A 15984-nucleotide genomic window follows, 5' to 3' on the forward strand; every position below is an offset into this window, starting at 1 on the left:
GGGCCCTATTTTCCGCCCAGTCCCATGGCCCGGGTGATGACCTCCTTCATGATCTCGTTGGTGCCGCCGTAGATGCGCTGCACGCGGGCGTCGGCGTAGGCGCGCGTGATCGGCTGCTCCCACATGTAGCCGTAGCCGCCGTGCAGCTGCACGCACTCGTCCATCACCTTGCACTGCAGGTCGCTGGTCCAGTACTTGGCCATGCTGGCGGTGGCGGTGTCGAGCTTGTCCTGGAGCACCAGCTCCAGGCAGCGGTCCACGAACACGCGCGCCACCTGCACTTCAGTCTGCAGTTCTGCGAGCGTGTAGCGCGTGTTCTGGAAGGCCGCGACCGGCTGGCCGAAGACGCGCCGGTCCTTCACGTACTGCACCGTCCAGTCGATCGCGGCCTGGGCCGCCGCCACGGCGGTCACCGCGATCTGCAGGCGCTCCCAGGGCAGCTGCTCCATCAGGCAGACGAAGCCGCGGTTGACCATGACCTCGCCGCCCAGCAGGTTGGCCGCCGGAACGCGCACGTTGTCGAAGAACAGCTCCGAGGTGTCCTGCGCCTTCAGGCCCAGCTTCTTCAGGCGCTGGCCCTTCTCGAAACCGGGCATGCCGCGCTCCACCAGCAGCAGGCTCGTGCCCTTCGCGCCCGCGGCAGGGTCCGTCTTGGCGACCACGACCACCAGGTCGGCATGCCAGCCGTTGGTGATGAAGGTCTTGCTGCCATGGAGCAGGTAGCTGCCGTCGTCCTGGCGCAGCGCCGTGCTGCGGATGCCCTGCAGGTCGCTGCCGGCGGCCGGCTCGCTCATCGCGATGGCGCCCACCATCTCGCCGCTGGCCAGCTTCGGGAGGTAGCGCTCCTTCTGCTCCTGCGTGCCGTAATGGAGGATGTAGGGCGCGACGATCTCGCTGTGCAGCCCGAAGCCGACGCCGGTGAAGCCGCCGCGCGCGAGTTCCTCCATCTGCACGACCGAATACAGCTTGTCGACGCCGGCACCGCCGAAGGCCTCGGGCATCGTCGGGCACAGGTAGCCGGCGGCCCCGGCCTTGCGCCAGAGTTCGCGGTCCACGCAGCCCTGCTCCTCCCACGCCGCGTGGAAGGGGGCGACTTCCCTGTCCACGAAGCGCCGGAAGGCGGCGCGGAAGGCCTCGTGGCCGGCGTCGAAAAGCGTGCGTTCGATCATGCGCGGGGAGCTTACTTCTTTCGCGACACGGGGGCCGGCGGCAAGGGCTGTCCGCCGGGGCCGGCGCGGAAGCTGAGCGGGCCCACGGCGGCCTGCTGGCCGACGCCGGGCCGGCTCCAGTCGCACACGCCGGTGGCGAACACCGCCTGCAGGCGCGCCCACTGGTCGCCGGTGAAGGTGACGTCGCCGTAGTCGGCCGCATCCAGCGGCTTGCGCTGGCACTTCAGGACGTCCTCGCTGCGCGGGCCGCCCGCCACCTGGCGCGGGGACAGGGAGGGCTTCAGGAACGGGTCCTGGTCGCAGACGTCCATGTCGTGGATGCGCGTGGCCGTGTCGGACGGGCGGATGCAGAAATCGCGCGTGCTCGCCGGCCGCGTGGCGCGCACCTTCTGTTCGATCGTGTCCGTGCTGGTGCTGGCCACCAGGTCCGTGAGCCACTGGTCCATCGCGGACAGCGCCTCGAGCGCCATGGTGCCGGGCGGCAGGGAGAAGTTGCCGTGCGACCAGCGCCACAGCGCCTGGTTGCCCGCATCGCCGTAGTCGCGCGTGATCCGGTCGCGGATCGCCCAGCTGAACCACATGTGGTGGATGCCGGTCGAAGGCGGCGTGCCGGGCGGCAGCGTGATGAGCGAGTCGTCCCAGCCGCGCAGGTCGATGATGGGCGTCGTGGCGAACTGCCGTCCCGACCCGACGATGCCGGCCCGGTACGCGATGGCCAGCGCCTCGGGATCGGCCATGCTGCGGGCCGCCCTCGGCGTGGAGTCGCGGTCGCTGCCGCCGACGATCTCGTTGAGCGTGACGAACTCCTCGGCGCTGATCGCGTGGTCGCGCAGCGCCTTCAGCCCGTACTGCACGCCGACGTTGTCGCGCGTGTCGCGCGCCGCGGCGCTGCCCGGGACCCTGCCCCAGATCGACTCGGCCCAGGACCAGGCGTTGCAACGGGCGCGATCGGCCGTCGCCACGGGGTTCGCGGGATCGTAGACCGCCTCGTTCGGCAGTTCGCAGTTGTTGGTCGGCGTGGCCGCTTCCGTGATCGCGCCGGTCAGATGGTTGGACACCTGCCTCAGCTTGTAGAGGCCGGCCTTGCCGTTGCTGCCGAACAGGTTGAACCAGGCCTGGCAGGCGGTCTGGTCGACGTGCCCGTTGATCGCGGCCTTCTTCGCGTTGATCTCCGCGGGCGGACGCCCCACCCAGATGCCGGCGAGCTGCATCTTCTGGTAGGCCTCCACCAGCAGCGTGCAGTCGCCGACCTCCATGGAGGTCGTTTCCGAATCGGGGTAGGTGCAGCTGGTGATCACGCCGTCCAGCAGGCCGGGGCTGATGGAGGCGTTCATGTTGGAGTTGATGGAGCCGCCGGAGCAGCCGGTGCCCAGCGTGTACAGGATGGCGCCGTAGGTGTCGGCGATGTGCTCCTTCATCATCATCACCGTCTCGCTCATGAGCACGCGGTTGGAATTGCGCGAGGAGTCGCTCATGCTGTTCTGCACGACCAGGTAGCCGCGCCGCAGCTGCTGCTCCAGCGAGGTCCAGTTCGTCGCCGGGCGCGCCTGCCGCCGCGGCTGGCCGGTGCTGGCGCCGAAGCTGTAGTAGACCTTGCGGTTCCAGCCGGCCTGCGGGGCGAGCGCCGTCCAGCCGGCCGCGGGATCGAACAGCACCGCGATGTCGTAGATGCCGCGGTTCATCGTGCCGCGCTCGACCCGCACGATCATGGGCACCGTGACGCCGGCGTCGGTGGTGGTCGTCGCGATGTCGGCGGCGGCGATGCTCGCGTCGTACGGCTTCCAGCAGGCGTTCGCCGGCGCGGTCTGCGGCGGGTTCGGGTCGGGCAGGCTGGTGGAGCAGGATGCCGCCGTCGTCCGGTAGTACAGCTTGTACTCGGTGGCGATGTTGCAGTCCGCGTCCGGCTGGCCGGACAGGCCGCTCGCCAGCGTGGTCGGCACGATGCCCGAGCCCGGCACCGGCAGCGGCGTCGCGCAGTAATACGGCTTCACCTGGGCGCCCGAGAGCACCGGTCCCTGCCGGGGCGCGTTCGTGACCGTGAGCGCCGCGGCGGGGCCGTCGCGGAAGCTGGCTTCCACCGTGTTCTCGCCGTCGGCCAGGCCGGTGACGAGCCCCAGCAGGGTGCCCTCGCCCGTCGTCGTGAAGTCGGACGTCACGTCCACGCCGTTGCGCCGGATCGTCACCGCGCCGGAGCGCACCTGCCCCGGCGGTCCCGAGACCTCGACCAGCGCGTCGCCGCCGCTGACCAGGTCCGCGCGGTTGTTGACGGTGCGCAGCGCGAGCGGGCCCACGCCCTTGCCGGATGCCTGCAGTTGCAGGCTGGCGCCGGGGTCGCCGCCCCCGCCGCCACACGCGGCGAGGACCAGGGATGCCAGGGCGCAAGCGCCCAGGCGCCACGCGTGCAGGCGTGGCGAGTACCTTCTGGCTTGCATGAGGATCTCCTTCAGTCGGGGGAGGCCCGCTCGCATCGGCGGGCTGGAGCCAATCTAGGAGCCGGAGCGGCCGCCCCGACATGCGAGAAACCCCGTACCCGTCGCCTGCGCGACACGGGGGCGCTGCCTATACTGCGGCGAACGCGAGGAGACCGCATGACCGAAGCCTACGTTTACGACGCCATCCGCACCCCGCGCGGCAAGGGCAAGAAGGACGGCAGCCTGCACGAAGTGAAGCCCGTGGACCTGCTGGCCGGCGTGCTGGGCGAGCTGCAGCGCCGCAACGACTTCGACACCGGCCAGGTCGACGACGTCGTGATGGGCGTCGTCTCGCCGATCGGCGAACAGGGCTCGGTGATCGCCAAGGTGGCGGCGCTCAAGGCCGGCTGGGACTGGCGCTGTTCCGGCGTCCAGCTCAACCGTTTCTGCGCCTCCGGCCTGGAGGCGGTGAACATGGCCGCGCAGAAGGTGCGCTCCGGCTGGGAAGACCTGGTGGTGGCCGGCGGCGTGGAGAGCATGAGCCGCGTTCCCATAGGCTCCGACGGCGGCGCCTGGGCACAGGACCCGGAGACGAATGCGGCCACCGCCTTCGTGCCGCAGGGCATCGGCGCCGACCTGATCGCCACGCTCGAAGGCTTCGACCGCGAGGACGTGGACGCGTACGCGCTGGAATCGCAGAAGCGCGCCGCGCGCGCCCGCGAGGGCGGCTTCTTCGCCGGCAGCGTGGTGCCCGTCAAGGACTTCCTGGACCAGGTGATCCTGGAGCAGGACGAGTTCATCAAGCCGCACACCACGATGGAAGGCCTGGCCTCCCTGAAGCCCGCGTTCGAGCAGCTGGGCGCGATGGGCTTCGACCAGGTGGCGATCAGCCGCTATCCGCAGGTCGAGCGCATCCACCACGTGCACCACGCCGGCAACTCCTCGGGCATCGTCGACGGCGCCGCGGCCGTCCTCATCGGCAGCGAGGCCGCCGGCCGCACGCACGGCCTGAAGCCGCGCGCGCGCATCGTCGCGGCGGCGCTCTCGGGCGCCGACCCGACCATCATGCTCACCGGGCCGATGCCGGCCGCCCGCAAGGCGCTCGCCAAGGCGGGCATGACGGTGGACCAGATCGACCTGTTCGAGGTCAACGAGGCCTTCGCCGCCGTGCCCATGAAGTTCATGCGCGAGATGGGCGTGCCGCACGAGAAGCTCAACGTCAACGGCGGGGCGATCGCGATGGGCCATCCGCTCGGCGCCACCGGCGCCATGATCCTCAACACGCTGGTGGACGAACTGCACCGCCGCAAGCTCCGCTACGGCCTGGCCACGCTGTGCGTGGGCGGCGGCATGGGCATCGCGACCATCGTCGAGGCGGTCTGATGAAGACCATCCGCTACGAACTCGCCGACGGGATCGCGACGCTCACCTTCGACGAGCCGGGCTCGCCGGTCAACACGATGTGCGAGGCCTGGCAGCAGGACCTCGGCGAGGCGGTGCAGCGCGTCGTCCAGGACCGCGACGCGCTGCGGGGCATCGTGCTCGCGTCGGCCAAGTCCACCTTCTTCGCCGGCGCCGACCTCAAGGCCACGATGCGCCTGCAGCCGCAGGACGGGCCGCGCGTGTTCCACGAGATCGAGCGGGTCAAGAAGAACTTCCGCACGCTGGAGACGCTGGGCAAGCCGGTCGTCGCCTGCCTCAACGGCGCGGCGCTGGGCGGCGGCTGGGAACTCGCGCTGGCCGCGCACCACCGCATCGCGGTCGACGATCCGAAGATCCAGTTGGGCCTGCCGGAGATCACGCTGGGGCTGATCCCCGGGGCTTCCGGCATCACCAAGATGACGCGCCTGCTGGGCCTCGTGGGCGCGCAGCCGTACATCCTGGAAAGCAAGCTGTTCGGCCCGCGCGAGGCGCTGGAGCTCGGGCTGGTGCACGAACTGGTGCCGGACGCGTCCGCGCTGCGCGGCGCGGCGCTCGCCTGGATCGCCGCGAACCCGCAGGCGCAGCAGCCCTGGGACGCGAAGGACTACCGCATGCCCGGGGGCACGCCCGCCAACCCGAAGATCGCGGGCATGCTGGCCGTCGCGCCGGCCATGCTGAAGCAGAAGACGCGCGGCCTCTACCCTGCCCCCGAGGCGGCGCTGGCCGCCATGGTGGAAGGCGCGCTGGTGGACTTCGACACGGCGCTGCGCATCGAGAGCCGCTGGCTCGCGAAGGTGATCGTCTCGCCGGTGGCGCGGAACATGATCAACACCTTCTTCTTCGACCTGAACGCGATCAAGGCCGGCGAGTCGCGCCCGCCGGTGGAAGGCCGCTGGAAGCCGGCGAAGGTGGGCATCCTCGGCGCCGGGATGATGGGCGCCGGCATCGCCTGGGCGCAGGCCAGCCGCGGCATCGCCACGGTGCTGAAGGACGTCTCCCTGGAGAAGGCCGAGGCCGGCAAGGCCCATGGCGCCAGGCTCGCGCAGGCGCGCGTGGACAAGGGCCGGATGCAACCGGTGGAGCAGCAGGCGCTGCTCGCGCGCATCACGCCGACCGAGCGCGCGGCCGACCTGCAGGGCTGCGACCTGATCATCGAGGCGGTGTTCGAGAACCGCGAGCTGAAGGCCAGGGTGACGCGCGAGGCCGAGCCGCTGCTGGCCGCCGGCGGCTTCTTCGCGAGCAACACCTCCACCCTCCCGATCAGCGGCCTGGCGCAGGCGAGCGCCCGGCCGGCGAAATTCGTCGGCATCCACTTCTTCAGTCCCGTGGACAGGATGCGGCTGGTGGAGATCATCCGCGGCCGCGAGACCGACGACGAGACGGTGGCGCGCGCCTACGACTACGTGCAGGCGCTCGGCAAGATCCCGATCGTGGTGAACGACGCGCGCGGTTTCTTCACCAGCCGGGTGTTCGGCACCTTCGTGATGGAAGGCGCGGCGATGGTCGGCGAAGGCATCCCGGCCGCGGTGGTGGAACAGGCCGGCCTCCAGGCCGGCATGCCGGTGGGGCCGCTCGCGGTGCTGGACGAAACGGCGCTGTCGCTGTCGGTGCACGTGCTGGACCAGACGCGTGCCGACTTCCGCGCCGAGGGCCGGACCTACATCGCGACGCCCGGCGAATTGCTGGTGGAGCGCATGGTGAAGGAGTTCGACCGCAACGGCCGGGCCGCCGGCGCCGGCTTCTACGAGTACCCGGCGGAGAAAGGCGCGAAGAAGTTCCTGTGGCCCCGGCTGAAGGAGCTCTTCGAGAAGCCCGACGCCGCCTGGGACCTGCAGGAACTCAGGGACAGGCTGCTGTACCGGCAGTCCATCGAGACCGCGCGCTGCCTGGCCGAAGGCGTGCTCACCAGCGTGCACGACGCCAACGTCGGCTCGATCTTCGGCATCGGCTTCCCGGGCTGGACCGGCGGGGCGATGCAGTTCATCTACGGCACGGGAATCGACGCCTTCCTGCACCGGGCGGAAGTCCTGGCGGCGAAGCACGGCCCCGGCTTCGTGGTGGCGCCGCAGGTGAAGGACGCGATCCGACGTTTCGAGCCGAAGTACTGAGGCCCGGGGTCGCCGCAGATCGTTGACTGCGGCAAGGAATTTCGGCGACACTGCCGGGATGGGTTCCGCCGTCGCCAAGTCGCACGTGAAGGCCGTGCGCGCCTTCAACCGCTTCTACACGCAGCGCATCGGCGTGCTGAAGCGCTACCTGGACACCGACTTCACGCTCACCGAGGTGCGCGTGCTCTACGAGCTGGCGCACCGCCCGCCGCTCACCGCGCGCGAGCTCGTGCGCGACCTGGAACTGGACCCCGGCTACCTCAGCCGCATCCTGCGCCGCTTCGAGGACCGCGGCTGGATCGCGCGGGAGCCCTCCCCGAGCGACGGCCGGCAGCACCTGCTGCGTCTCACGGAAGCCGGCTACGCCACCTTCGCGCCCCTGCAGCAGAAGTCCCGCGACGAGACGGCCGCCCTGCTCGCGACGGTGCCCGCGGCCGCGCGCCCGCGCCTGATCGAAGCCCTGTCCACCGTGCACCAGCTGCTCGAGCCCGGCGCGGCGAACGAGCGGCAGGTGGTCCTGCGCGATCCCGGTCCGGGCGACCTGGGCTGGGTGGTGCAGCAGCACGGCGAGGTCTATGCGCGCGAGTACGGCTTCGACGCCACCTTCGAGGCCCTGGTGGCGGAGATCGCGGCGAAGTACATCCGCGAGTTCCGCCCGGGGCGCGAGAAGGGCTGGATCGCGGAGGTCGACGGGGAGCGCGCGGGCTCGGTGTTCGTCGTGCGGCAGTCCGACACCGTCGCCAAGCTGCGCCTGCTGATCCTGCGGCCGGAGGCCCGGGGGCTGGGCCTCGGAGGGCGGCTCGTCGACGAATGCATCGCCTTCGCGCGCGCCGCCGGCTATCGCCGGATGGTGCTGTGGACGCAGAGCATCCTCGTCGCCGCGCGGGGCATCTACGCGTCACGCGGCTTCGTGCTGAAGGAGAGCGAACCCGCCGAGGCCTTCGGCCAGCGGCTGGTGAGCGAGACCTGGGAGCTGAAGCTCTGAACCTCGCCCTCGCGGCCGCCGCCGCCACCGGCGTGCAGGTGGGCGCGGCCATCGTCGCGTCGCGCTTCGTCGTGGCCGAAGTGCCGCCGCTGACGCTCGCCATGCTGCGCTACGCGATCGGCTTCCTGTGCCTGCTGCCCTTCGCGCTCGCCGCCCTGCGGGGCCTGCGCGAACGTCCGCCCGCGCGCGACCTGCTGGCGATGGCGGCCCTGGGCACGGGCCAGTTCGGCATCCTGATCGCGCTGCTGAACTGGGGCCTGCAGACGGTGGCCGCGGCGCCGGCGGCGCTGATCTTCAGCCTCTTCCCGCTGCTCACGCTGCTGCTCGGCGCGGCGCTGGGGCGCGAGCAGGTGACGCCGCGGCTCGCCGCGGGCGTGCTGCTGTCGATCGCCGGCGTGGCGCTCTCGCTCGCGCCCAAGCTGCAGGCCGGGCACGCCGGAGGCTGGTGGGGCGAGCTCGCCGTGTTCGCCTCGGCCTGCGTCGGCGCGCTGTGCAGCGTGCTGTACCGCCCTTGGCTGCAACGCTATCCCACCGTGCCCGTGTCGGCGTTCGCGATGCTGGCCTCGGTGTTGTTCCTGGCCGTCATCGCGCTTGGCGAGGGCTGGCCTGCCCGGATCGGAGGGCTGGGCGCCTCCGCCTGGGGCGTGGTGCTGTTCATCGGCTTCTCCAGCGGCATCGGCTACTTCTGGTGGCTGTACGCGCTGAAGCACGAATCGCCCACGCGCGTGACGGTGTTCCTCGCGCTGAACCCGGTCACGGCGGCCGTCCTGGGCTGGTCGCTGCTGGGCGAGCCGCTCGCGCCGGACATGCTGGGCGCGCTGGCGCTCATCGCGATCGGCCTGTGGGCCGCGACCGCGCCGGCGCCGGTGCAAGCGGCCCGCCGCCACGGATAATCGCGCGCATGTCGTCCCCGTCCGAAGCCTTGCCCGCCGAGGCCAGCGCCCGTCCCGCGTCCCTCACCGACCTGTTCGTCTCCTTCTCGCTGCTCGCCCTGCAGGGTTTCGGCGGCGTGCTGGCCGTCGTGCAGCGCGAGCTGGTGGAGAACAAGCGCTGGATGACGCGCGAGGAGTTCATCGAGGAATGGGCGGTGGCGCAGATCATGCCGGGGCCCAACGTGGTGAACCTGTCCATCACGCTGGGCGCCCGCTACTTCGGCCTGCGCGGCGCGCTGGCCGCCCTCGCCGGCATCCTGGTCTTCCCGCTGCTCGTGGTCCTGGGCCTCGCGCTGGTCTACGCGCACTACGCGTCCAGCCCGCAGGTGGCCGGCGCGCTGCGCGGCATGGGCGCGGTCGCCGCGGGACTCATCACGGCCACGGGACTGAAGCTGCTGCCTGCGCTGCGCAAGAACGTGCTGGGCCCGCCCCTGTGCCTCGTCTTCGGCGTGCTGATGTTCGGCGCGATGGCCTGGCTGAAGCTGCCGCTGATCTGGTCTCTCTTGGCGCTGGGCCTCGTGAGCTGCGTGCTCGCGTACCGGAAGCTGTCGCCGTGAACCCCATCCAGCTGCACCTGGCCGACTGGCTGTCGCTGTTCGGGCATTTCCTCGCGCTGTCGCTGCTGTGCGTGGGCGGAGCGATCACCACCGCGCCCGGCATGCACCGCTTCCTGGTGGAGGACAAGGCCTGGCTCACCGACCCGCAGTTCAGCGCGTCCATCGCCATCGCGCAGGCGGCGCCGGGGCCCAACGTGCTGTTCACGGCCCTCATGGGCTGGAACGTCGGCCTCAATGCCGGCGGCTTGTGGGCGGCGCTGCTGGGCACCCTGCTGTGCCTGGGCGGCATCATCCTGCCCAGCTCGATGCTCGTGTACCTCACGGCGCACTGGAGCCACCGCAACCGCGACCGGCGCGCGGTGCGCGCGTTCAAGCAGGGGATGGCGCCGCTGGTGGTGGCCCTGCTGATCGCCACCGGCTGGATCCTGGCGACGGGCACCGGCTACGCGCTCGCGAACTGGTCGCTGTGGGCGGTGACGATCGTGAGTACCGTGATCGTGTGGCGCACGCGGCTGCACCTGCTGTGGCTGCTGGGCGCAGGCGCCCTGCTCGGCTGGTTCGGCCTGGTGTGAGCTTCAATCCGCCAGCAAGGCCGGCAGGATCCCGGCCGCCGTGCCGGCGAGCACCGCGTCCGCCGCGTCATCCAGCGCGCTGGGTTCGGGGTTGACGATCACGACGCGGCCGCGGGCCGTGCGCGCCAGGCCCGCGGCCGGATAGACGACTCCCGAGGTCCCCACCACCAGCATCAGGTCGCAGGCGGCCGCCGCGGCTTCCGCTGCTTCCAGCTCCGCCACGGGCAGCATCTCCCCGAACCAGACCACCGCCGGCCGGCGCAGGTTGCCGCAGGCCGGGCAGCGCGGCGGACGGCCCGGCGGCAGGCGATCGACATTGCAGCAGCGCCTCGGCGGATCCAGCCAGCGGTCTTCCGCGATGTTGCCGTGCAGGGCCAGCACGCCCGGCGAGCCGGCCCGCTGGTGCAGGCCGTCGACGTTCTGGGTGACGACGGTGAGCCGGCCGGGATGGCGCTGCTGGAACTGCGCGATCGCCAGGTGCCCCGCGTTCGGCCGGACCCGCGCGATGGCCTCGCGGCGCTGCGCATACCAGTCCCACACCATCTCCGGCTTCGCGCGGAAGGCCGCTTCCGTCGCCAGTTCCTCGGGCCGGAACTTGGCCCACAGCCCGGACTGGGCATCGCGGAAGGTCGGCACGCCCGATTCGGCGCTCATGCCGGCGCCGCTCAGCAGCACGATGCGGCATGCCGCGCGGAGCCAGTCGCGGACCTTCCCGTTCACTGCCGCTGGCGCACCGCTTCGTACAGGCAGATGCCGCTGGCCACCGAGACGTTCAGGCTCTCGACGGCGCCCAGCATCGGGATGGACACAAGCGCGTCGCAGGTCTTGCGCGTCAGCTGGCGCAGGCCGGTGCCCTCGGCGCCGAGCACCAGGGCCGTGGCGCCCTTCAGGTCCGACTGGTACAGCGTCTGCGTCGCCTCGTCGCTCAGGCCCAGGCACCAGATGTTGCGCTCCTTCAGCTCGCCCAGGGTGCGCGCGAGGTTGGTGACCATGAAGTACGGCACCGTCTCGGCGGCACCGCTCGCCACCTTGGCGACCGTGGCGTTGATGCCCACGGCGTGGTCCTTGGGCGCGATCACCGCGTGCGCGCCGGCGCCGTCGGCCACGCGCAGGCAGGCGCCCAGGTTGTGCGGATCGGTCACGCCATCGAGCACCAGCAGCAGCGGGGGCACCTGCAGTCCGTCGAGCAGGTCGTCCAGCGAGGTCGTGGCCTGCAGGGCTTCCACGCGGGCGACGACGCCCTGGTGGCCGGCGCTGCCCGCGAGCCGCGCCAGCCGCAGGCCATCGGCCTCGATGGGCCGCAAGCCGGCCTCCTGCGCCTTCTGCAGGAACTGGCGCATGCGCGCATCCCTGCGCGTGGCGTCGACATAGAGCTCGAGGATGGACTTCGGCGCAGTGCGCAGGCGCACGCCGACGGCATGGAAGCCGAACAGGACCTTGGGGGCGGACATCGGGTGATTATCGAGCGCAGAAGGAATACGGACAGCCGGACGCAAAGGTCGCAAAGGCTACGCAAAGGTCGCAAAAGACAGCCAAAAAAAAGTTGCCTTCCTTTTGCGTTCTTTTGCGGAACCTTCGCGACTTTTGCGTCCTGTAGTTCGGCTGGTCACTGCACGATCCGCCCCGCCTCGATCGTGATGCGGCGTTCGCAGCGTTCGGCGATGGCGCGGTCGTGGGTGACCAGCACGAGGGTCGTGCCCTGCTCCCGGTTGAGGTCGAACATCAGCTGCATCACGGTCTCGCCGGTGGCGAAGTCCAGGCTGCCGGTCGGCTCGTCGGCCAGCAGCACGGCCGGCTGGACCACGAAGGCGCGGGCCAGCGCGACGCGCTGCTGTTCGCCGCCCGAAAGGACCTTGGGATAGTGGCCCAGCCGCTCCGAGAGGCCGACGCGGCCCAGCATCTCGGTGGCGGCCTTGCGGGCGTCGGCGCGGCCGGCGAGCTCCAGCGGCAGCATCACGTTCTCCAGCGCCGTCAGGTTCCCCATCAGCTGGAAGCTCTGGAACACGAAGCCCACCTTGCGCGCCCGCAGTTCCGCCCGGTCGTCCTCGTCGATGGCGAAGAGGTCCTCGCCCGCCAGCCGCACCGTGCCGCGCGTGGGCGTGTCCAGGCCGGCGACGATGGACAGCAGCGTGCTCTTGCCCGAGCCGGAGGCGCCGACGATCGCCGCGGTTTCCCGCGGCGCCAGGGAGAAATCGATATCGCGGAGAATGTCCAGCGTCCCCGTGGAATCGGTGACCGACTTGAAGACGTGTTCGACGGAGATGATGGATTCAGACATGCGGTTTCGTTGTTGGCGGCGGCGTGAGCTGGTGGCCGCCCTGCTGGCGGCCGGTGCGCTGGCGCCGGCGCTCGCCGCGCCCGCGCCGGTGATCCTGGTCGTCGGCGATTCGCTGAGTGCCGAGTATGGCCTGAAGCGCGGCACCGGCTGGGTCGCGCTGCTGGAGCAGCGGCTCGCCGCCGAGAAGATCCCGGCGAAGGTGGTCAACGCCAGCATCAGCGGCGACACCACCGCGGGCGGCCGCTCGCGCCTGTCCGCCCTGCTGGCGCAGCACCATCCCACCCACGTGATCCTGGAGCTGGGCGCCAATGACGCCCTGCGCGGCCTGGCGCTCGCCAGCACGGAGGACAACCTCGCGCGCATGACCGAGGCGGCGCAGAAGGCCGGCGCGCGCGTGCTGCTCGTGGGCATGCAGGTGCCGCCCAACTACGGCAGCGACTACACCCGGCGCTTCGCGGCGCTGTTCGAGAAGGTCGCGCGCGAGCACAAGGCGGGGCTGGTGCCCTTCCTGCTGGCCGGCGTGGCCGATGCGCCCGACGCCCGCGCCCTCTTCCAGTCCGACGGCATCCATCCGCGCTCCGAGGCGCATCCGCGGATCCTGGAGAACGTCTGGCCGGCGCTGCGGAAGCTGCTGAAATGAGCGTGCGGCCGATTTCCGCGCCGGACGCGATCGCGCGGCTGGCCGAGTTCGATGCGGTGATCGACGCGCGCAGCGAGTCGGAGTACGCCGAGGACCGCCTGCCCGGCGCCATCAACTGGCCCTCGCTGGACGACGCGCAGCGCCACGAGGTGGGCACGCTCTACAAGCAGGTCAGTCCCTTCGAGGCGCGCAAGCGCGGCGCCGCGCTGGTGTCGGCCAACATCGCCCGCCACATCGAGCGCGAGGTGATGGACAAGCCCAGGGACTGGAAGCCGCTGGTGTACTGCTGGCGCGGGGGCCAGCGCAGCGGCGCGCTGTCGCTGGTGCTGGGGCAGATCGGTTTCGCCGTGCACATCGTCGAGGGCGGCTACAAGGCCTTCCGCGCCGCCGTGCTGGCCGAGCTGCCGGCGCTGGCGCAGCGCCTCGCCTACCGCGTGATCTGCGGCCCGACCGGCTCGGGCAAGACGCGCCTGCTGCAGGCCCTGGAAGCGGCCGGCGCGCAGGTGCTCGACCTCGAGGCCCTGGCCAGCCACCGCAGCTCGGTGCTGGGCCTGATCCCGGGGCAGCCGCAGCCGGCGCAGAAGCGCTTCGACACCCTGGTGTGGGAGAAGCTGCGCGGCTTCGACCCGGGCCGGCCGGTGTACGTGGAAAGCGAAAGCCGCAAGGTGGGCAACGTGGCCGTGCCGGAGGCGCTGATCGCCGCGATGCGCGCGAGTCCCTGCCTGCGCCTGGACCTGCCCGACGACGAGCGCGTGCAGCTGCTGCTGGAGGACTACGCCTTCTTCCGCGACGACCCGGACCTGTTCTGCAGGCGGCTGGACGCGCTGGTGCAGCTGCGCGGGCGCGAGCAAGTGGAGGCCTGGCAAGCGCAGGTGCGCGCGGGGGAAATCGAGCCGGTCGTGCGCGAGCTGCTGGTGAAGCACTACGACCCGGGCTACGCGAGTTCGACCGAGCGGAACTTCAAGGGCTTCGCGCAGGCGCGGGCGATCGCGCCGGGGGATCGGACGCCACGATCGATGAGCGCCCTCGCCCGCGAGCTGCTGTCTTCGTAGGCTGGCGGTGAGCGCAGCGAACCCCAGCGCTTCGCGCGTCGCTGGGGTTCGCCTGCCGGCTCACCGCCAGCCTACGAAGGCGCCTTCAGGGCCTGTTCGAGGTCGCTGCGCAGGTCCTCGACGTCCTCCAGCCCGATCGCCAGGCGCACCAGCGTGCCCTTGTGCGGCCAGCGGCTGCGCATGGACGGGATGTCGTACGGCACGACCAGGCTCACCGGCCCGCCCCACGAGTAGCCCAGCTTGAACAGCCGCAGCGCGTCGCAGAACGCATCGACCTGAGGGGTCGCGAAGCGCTCGTGGAACACGATGGAGAACAGGCCCGCGGCCAAGCCCTGCTCGCCGCACAGCGCCTGCCAGTGTTCGTGCCCCGGCGCGCCGGCCAGCGCCGGATGCAGCACCTGCGCCACTTCCTCGCGGCCGGCGAGCCACTGCGCGAGCACGCGCGCCGCCTGGTCCTGCGCCCGGTAGCGCAGCGGCAGGCTGGGCAGGGAGCGCAGCACCGCCTCCGCGTCGTTGCCGGCCACGCCCCAGCCCATGCGCATGTGGGTGAGCTTCAGGCGCTCGTGCAGCGCCGCGTCGCGCGTGACGATGCTTCCCATCAGCACGTCGCCGCCGCCGCTCGGGTATTTGGTGAGCGCGTGCATGGCGATGTCCACGGCCAGGTCCTCGCCCGGGACGAGGTCGAAGGCACGGAAGGCCAAGCCCGCGCCCCAGGTGTTGTCCAGCGCGCAGGTCACGCCCTTGCGGCGGCAGATGCGCACCAGTTCCGGGAGGTCGGGAAACTCCATCGTGACCGAGCCCGGGGCTTCCAGCCACACCAGCTTGGTCTTCGGCCCGATGCGCGATTCCAGGTCGGCCGGCTTCAGCGGGTCGTACAGCTGGTGCGCGATGCCCCAGCCGCGGAATTCGCCTTCGGCGAGCGCCCGGCTGGGCCCGTAGACGTTGTCGGGCAGCAGGACCTCGTCGCCCGACTGGAGCAGCGCCATGCCCACGTTCGCGATCGCCGCGAGGCCGCTGGGCACCAGCACGCATTCCGTGCCGCCTTCCAGGGCGGCGATGCGCTCCTCCAGCGTGAACGTGGTCGGCGTGCCGTGCAGGCCGTAGGTGTAGCCGTTCTTGTGCTTCCAGTCGCGCGCTCGCATGGCCGCGACGTTCGGGAAGATGACGGTGGAGGCCTTGAACACGCCCGGCTGCGGCGAGGCGAAGCCCGCGGGCGGCGTGTAGGGATGGTGGATGAGGTCGGTGACCGGCTTGCGCATGCCGGCATCGTACCCGGGGAGATGGATCCCGGCGCGGGGCCGGGATGACAAGTTCAGGCCCTCAGACCTTCCACTTCTCCAGCAGCTTCTCCGGCCGCATGGAGTCGTAGCTTTCGAAGGGCTGGTGGATCCAGGGGTTGGTGGGGAGGAAGTCGACCGAGTAGTCGGGAGTGAAGGTGCTCAGGCCCTTGGTCCAGATCACGGCGCTGCGCAGTTCGGTGATCTTGGCGTACTTGGTGCGCAGCATGTCCACCACCTTGTGCAGCGTGTGCCCCGAGTCGGCCAGGTCGTCGACCAGCAGCACGCGGCCGGCGATCTCGCCGCGCGGGGTGGTGATGTAGTGGGCGATGTCCAGGTGGCCCTGCACCGTGCCGGCCTCGGCGCGGTAGGAGCTCGTGGACATGATGGCCAGCGGCTTGTCGAAGATGCGCGAGAGGATGTCCCCCGGCCGCATGCCGCCGCGGGCCAGGCACAGGATGGTGTCGAACTCCCAGCCGGACTGGTGGATGCGCAGCGCCAGCTTCTCGCAGAGGTTGTGGTACTCGTCGTAACTGACGTACAGGTGCTTGCCGTCTTCCGTCAACATGCCGTGGTTTCCT

Annotated in this window: 15 protein-coding genes; 8 read left to right on the forward strand and 7 right to left on the reverse strand. The window is 71.0% G+C overall.

From position 1 onward, the window contains the following. Window positions 1–5: 5 nt before the first annotated feature. Both ACY0MJ_RS05370 and ACY0MJ_RS05375 read right to left on the reverse strand, forming a co-directional pair. Window positions 6–1169, reverse strand: coding sequence for an acyl-CoA dehydrogenase family protein (locus ACY0MJ_RS05370; protein WP_462637291.1), 1164 nt, complete (start codon window positions 1167–1169; stop codon window positions 6–8). A gap of 11 nt (window positions 1170–1180) precedes the next feature. Beyond that, complete coding sequence (locus ACY0MJ_RS05375; RefSeq protein ID WP_462637292.1) at window positions 1181–3601, reverse strand: DUF6351 family protein; 2421 nt, start codon at window positions 3599–3601, stop codon at window positions 1181–1183. 156 nt (window positions 3602–3757) lie between these two features. Here ACY0MJ_RS05375 and ACY0MJ_RS05380 point away from each other — a divergent pair, with 156 nt between their 5' ends. Genes ACY0MJ_RS05380 through ACY0MJ_RS05405 form a run of 6 tightly spaced genes read left to right on the forward strand, consistent with a single transcriptional unit; the run spans window position 3758 to window position 10156 of the window. Continuing rightward, entirely contained in the window at window positions 3758–4963 is a 1206-nt protein-coding gene (locus tag ACY0MJ_RS05380; RefSeq protein WP_462637293.1) for an acetyl-CoA C-acetyltransferase, read from the forward strand. Then, window positions 4963–7110, forward strand: coding sequence for a 3-hydroxyacyl-CoA dehydrogenase NAD-binding domain-containing protein (locus ACY0MJ_RS05385; protein ID WP_462637294.1), 2148 nt, complete (start codon window positions 4963–4965; stop codon window positions 7108–7110). Before ACY0MJ_RS05380 ends, ACY0MJ_RS05385 begins: the two co-directional genes overlap by 1 nt. A gap of 58 nt (window positions 7111–7168) precedes the next feature. Beyond that, the gene (locus ACY0MJ_RS05390; RefSeq protein WP_462637295.1) at window positions 7169–8095 is read left to right on the forward strand and encodes a bifunctional helix-turn-helix transcriptional regulator/GNAT family N-acetyltransferase; all 927 of its coding nucleotides are present in this window, start codon (window positions 7169–7171) and stop codon (window positions 8093–8095) included. Beyond that, window positions 8092–8988, forward strand: coding sequence for a DMT family transporter (locus tag ACY0MJ_RS05395; protein WP_462637473.1), 897 nt, complete (start codon window positions 8092–8094; stop codon window positions 8986–8988). The genes ACY0MJ_RS05390 and ACY0MJ_RS05395 overlap by 4 nt, the downstream gene beginning before the upstream one ends. A gap of 8 nt (window positions 8989–8996) precedes the next feature. Continuing rightward, on the forward strand, window positions 8997–9584 hold the full coding sequence (locus tag ACY0MJ_RS05400; protein WP_462637297.1) for a chromate transporter: 588 nt from the start codon (window positions 8997–8999) through the stop codon (window positions 9582–9584). Beyond that, window positions 9581–10156 (forward strand): chromate transporter, encoded by a 576-nt coding sequence (locus ACY0MJ_RS05405; RefSeq protein WP_462637298.1) that lies wholly within the window; start codon window positions 9581–9583, stop codon window positions 10154–10156. The genes ACY0MJ_RS05400 and ACY0MJ_RS05405 overlap by 4 nt, the downstream gene beginning before the upstream one ends. Before the next feature lie 3 nt (window positions 10157–10159). Here the strand turns inward: ACY0MJ_RS05405 and ACY0MJ_RS05410 are convergent, their stop codons facing one another. The 3 genes from ACY0MJ_RS05410 to ACY0MJ_RS05420 all read right to left on the reverse strand — a co-directional run bounded on the left by ACY0MJ_RS05410 (window position 10160) and on the right by ACY0MJ_RS05420 (window position 12434). Then, entirely contained in the window at window positions 10160–10876 is a 717-nt protein-coding gene (locus tag ACY0MJ_RS05410; RefSeq protein ID WP_462637299.1) for an SIR2 family NAD-dependent protein deacylase, read from the reverse strand. Continuing rightward, window positions 10873–11607: a 23S rRNA (guanosine(2251)-2'-O)-methyltransferase RlmB gene (gene rlmB, locus ACY0MJ_RS05415; protein WP_462637300.1), complete on the reverse strand. Its 735-nt coding sequence runs from the start codon at window positions 11605–11607 to the stop codon at window positions 10873–10875. Before rlmB ends, ACY0MJ_RS05410 begins: the two co-directional genes overlap by 4 nt. Window positions 11608–11762: 155 nt before the next feature. Beyond that, complete coding sequence (locus ACY0MJ_RS05420) at window positions 11763–12434, reverse strand: ABC transporter ATP-binding protein (RefSeq protein WP_462637301.1); 672 nt, start codon at window positions 12432–12434, stop codon at window positions 11763–11765. Here ACY0MJ_RS05420 and ACY0MJ_RS05425 point away from each other — a divergent pair. Beyond that, the gene (locus ACY0MJ_RS05425) at window positions 12433–13074 is read left to right on the forward strand and encodes an arylesterase (RefSeq protein ID WP_462637302.1); all 642 of its coding nucleotides are present in this window, start codon (window positions 12433–12435) and stop codon (window positions 13072–13074) included. The two genes, ACY0MJ_RS05420 and ACY0MJ_RS05425, sit on opposite strands and share 2 nt — an antisense overlap. Beyond that, window positions 13071–14126, forward strand: a complete 1056-nt coding sequence (gene mnmH / locus ACY0MJ_RS05430) for a tRNA 2-selenouridine(34) synthase MnmH (protein ID WP_462637303.1) — start codon at window positions 13071–13073, stop codon at window positions 14124–14126. Before ACY0MJ_RS05425 ends, mnmH begins: the two co-directional genes overlap by 4 nt. A 71-nt stretch (window positions 14127–14197) precedes the next feature. Here mnmH and ACY0MJ_RS05435 read toward each other — a convergent pair whose 3' ends face one another. Next, complete coding sequence (locus ACY0MJ_RS05435; protein ID WP_462637304.1) at window positions 14198–15385, reverse strand: PLP-dependent transferase; 1188 nt, start codon at window positions 15383–15385, stop codon at window positions 14198–14200. A gap of 61 nt (window positions 15386–15446) precedes the next feature. Then, window positions 15447–15971: a phosphoribosyltransferase gene (locus ACY0MJ_RS05440; RefSeq protein WP_462637305.1), complete on the reverse strand. Its 525-nt coding sequence runs from the start codon at window positions 15969–15971 to the stop codon at window positions 15447–15449. Window positions 15972–15984 lie beyond the last annotated feature (13 nt).

It is taken from the genome of Ramlibacter sp. bp-362 (genome assembly GCF_054956735.1).

Bases quoted from the DNA above. Each gene is read 5' to 3' on its own strand.
- ACY0MJ_RS05370 (WP_462637291.1), bottom strand. From the start codon at position 1,169: ATGATCGAACGCACGCTTTTCGACGCCGGCCACGAGGCCTTCCGCGCC.
- ACY0MJ_RS05375 (WP_462637292.1), bottom strand. From the start codon at position 3,601: ATGCAAGCCAGAAGGTACTCGCCACGCCTGCACGCGTGGCGCCTGGGC.
- ACY0MJ_RS05380 (WP_462637293.1), top strand. From the start codon at position 3,758: ATGACCGAAGCCTACGTTTACGACGCCATCCGCACCCCGCGCGGCAAG.
- ACY0MJ_RS05385 (WP_462637294.1), top strand. From the start codon at position 4,963: ATGAAGACCATCCGCTACGAACTCGCCGACGGGATCGCGACGCTCACC.
- ACY0MJ_RS05390 (WP_462637295.1), top strand. From the start codon at position 7,169: ATGGGTTCCGCCGTCGCCAAGTCGCACGTGAAGGCCGTGCGCGCCTTC.
- ACY0MJ_RS05400 (WP_462637297.1), top strand. From the start codon at position 8,997: ATGTCGTCCCCGTCCGAAGCCTTGCCCGCCGAGGCCAGCGCCCGTCCC.
- rlmB (WP_462637300.1), bottom strand. From the start codon at position 11,607: ATGTCCGCCCCCAAGGTCCTGTTCGGCTTCCATGCCGTCGGCGTGCGC.
- ACY0MJ_RS05425 (WP_462637302.1), top strand. From the start codon at position 12,433: ATGCGGTTTCGTTGTTGGCGGCGGCGTGAGCTGGTGGCCGCCCTGCTG.
- ACY0MJ_RS05420 (WP_462637301.1), bottom strand. From the start codon at position 12,434: ATGTCTGAATCCATCATCTCCGTCGAACACGTCTTCAAGTCGGTCACC.
- mnmH (WP_462637303.1), top strand. From the start codon at position 13,071: ATGAGCGTGCGGCCGATTTCCGCGCCGGACGCGATCGCGCGGCTGGCC.
- ACY0MJ_RS05435 (WP_462637304.1), bottom strand. From the start codon at position 15,385: ATGCGCAAGCCGGTCACCGACCTCATCCACCATCCCTACACGCCGCCC.
- ACY0MJ_RS05440 (WP_462637305.1), bottom strand. From the start codon at position 15,971: ATGTTGACGGAAGACGGCAAGCACCTGTACGTCAGTTACGACGAGTAC.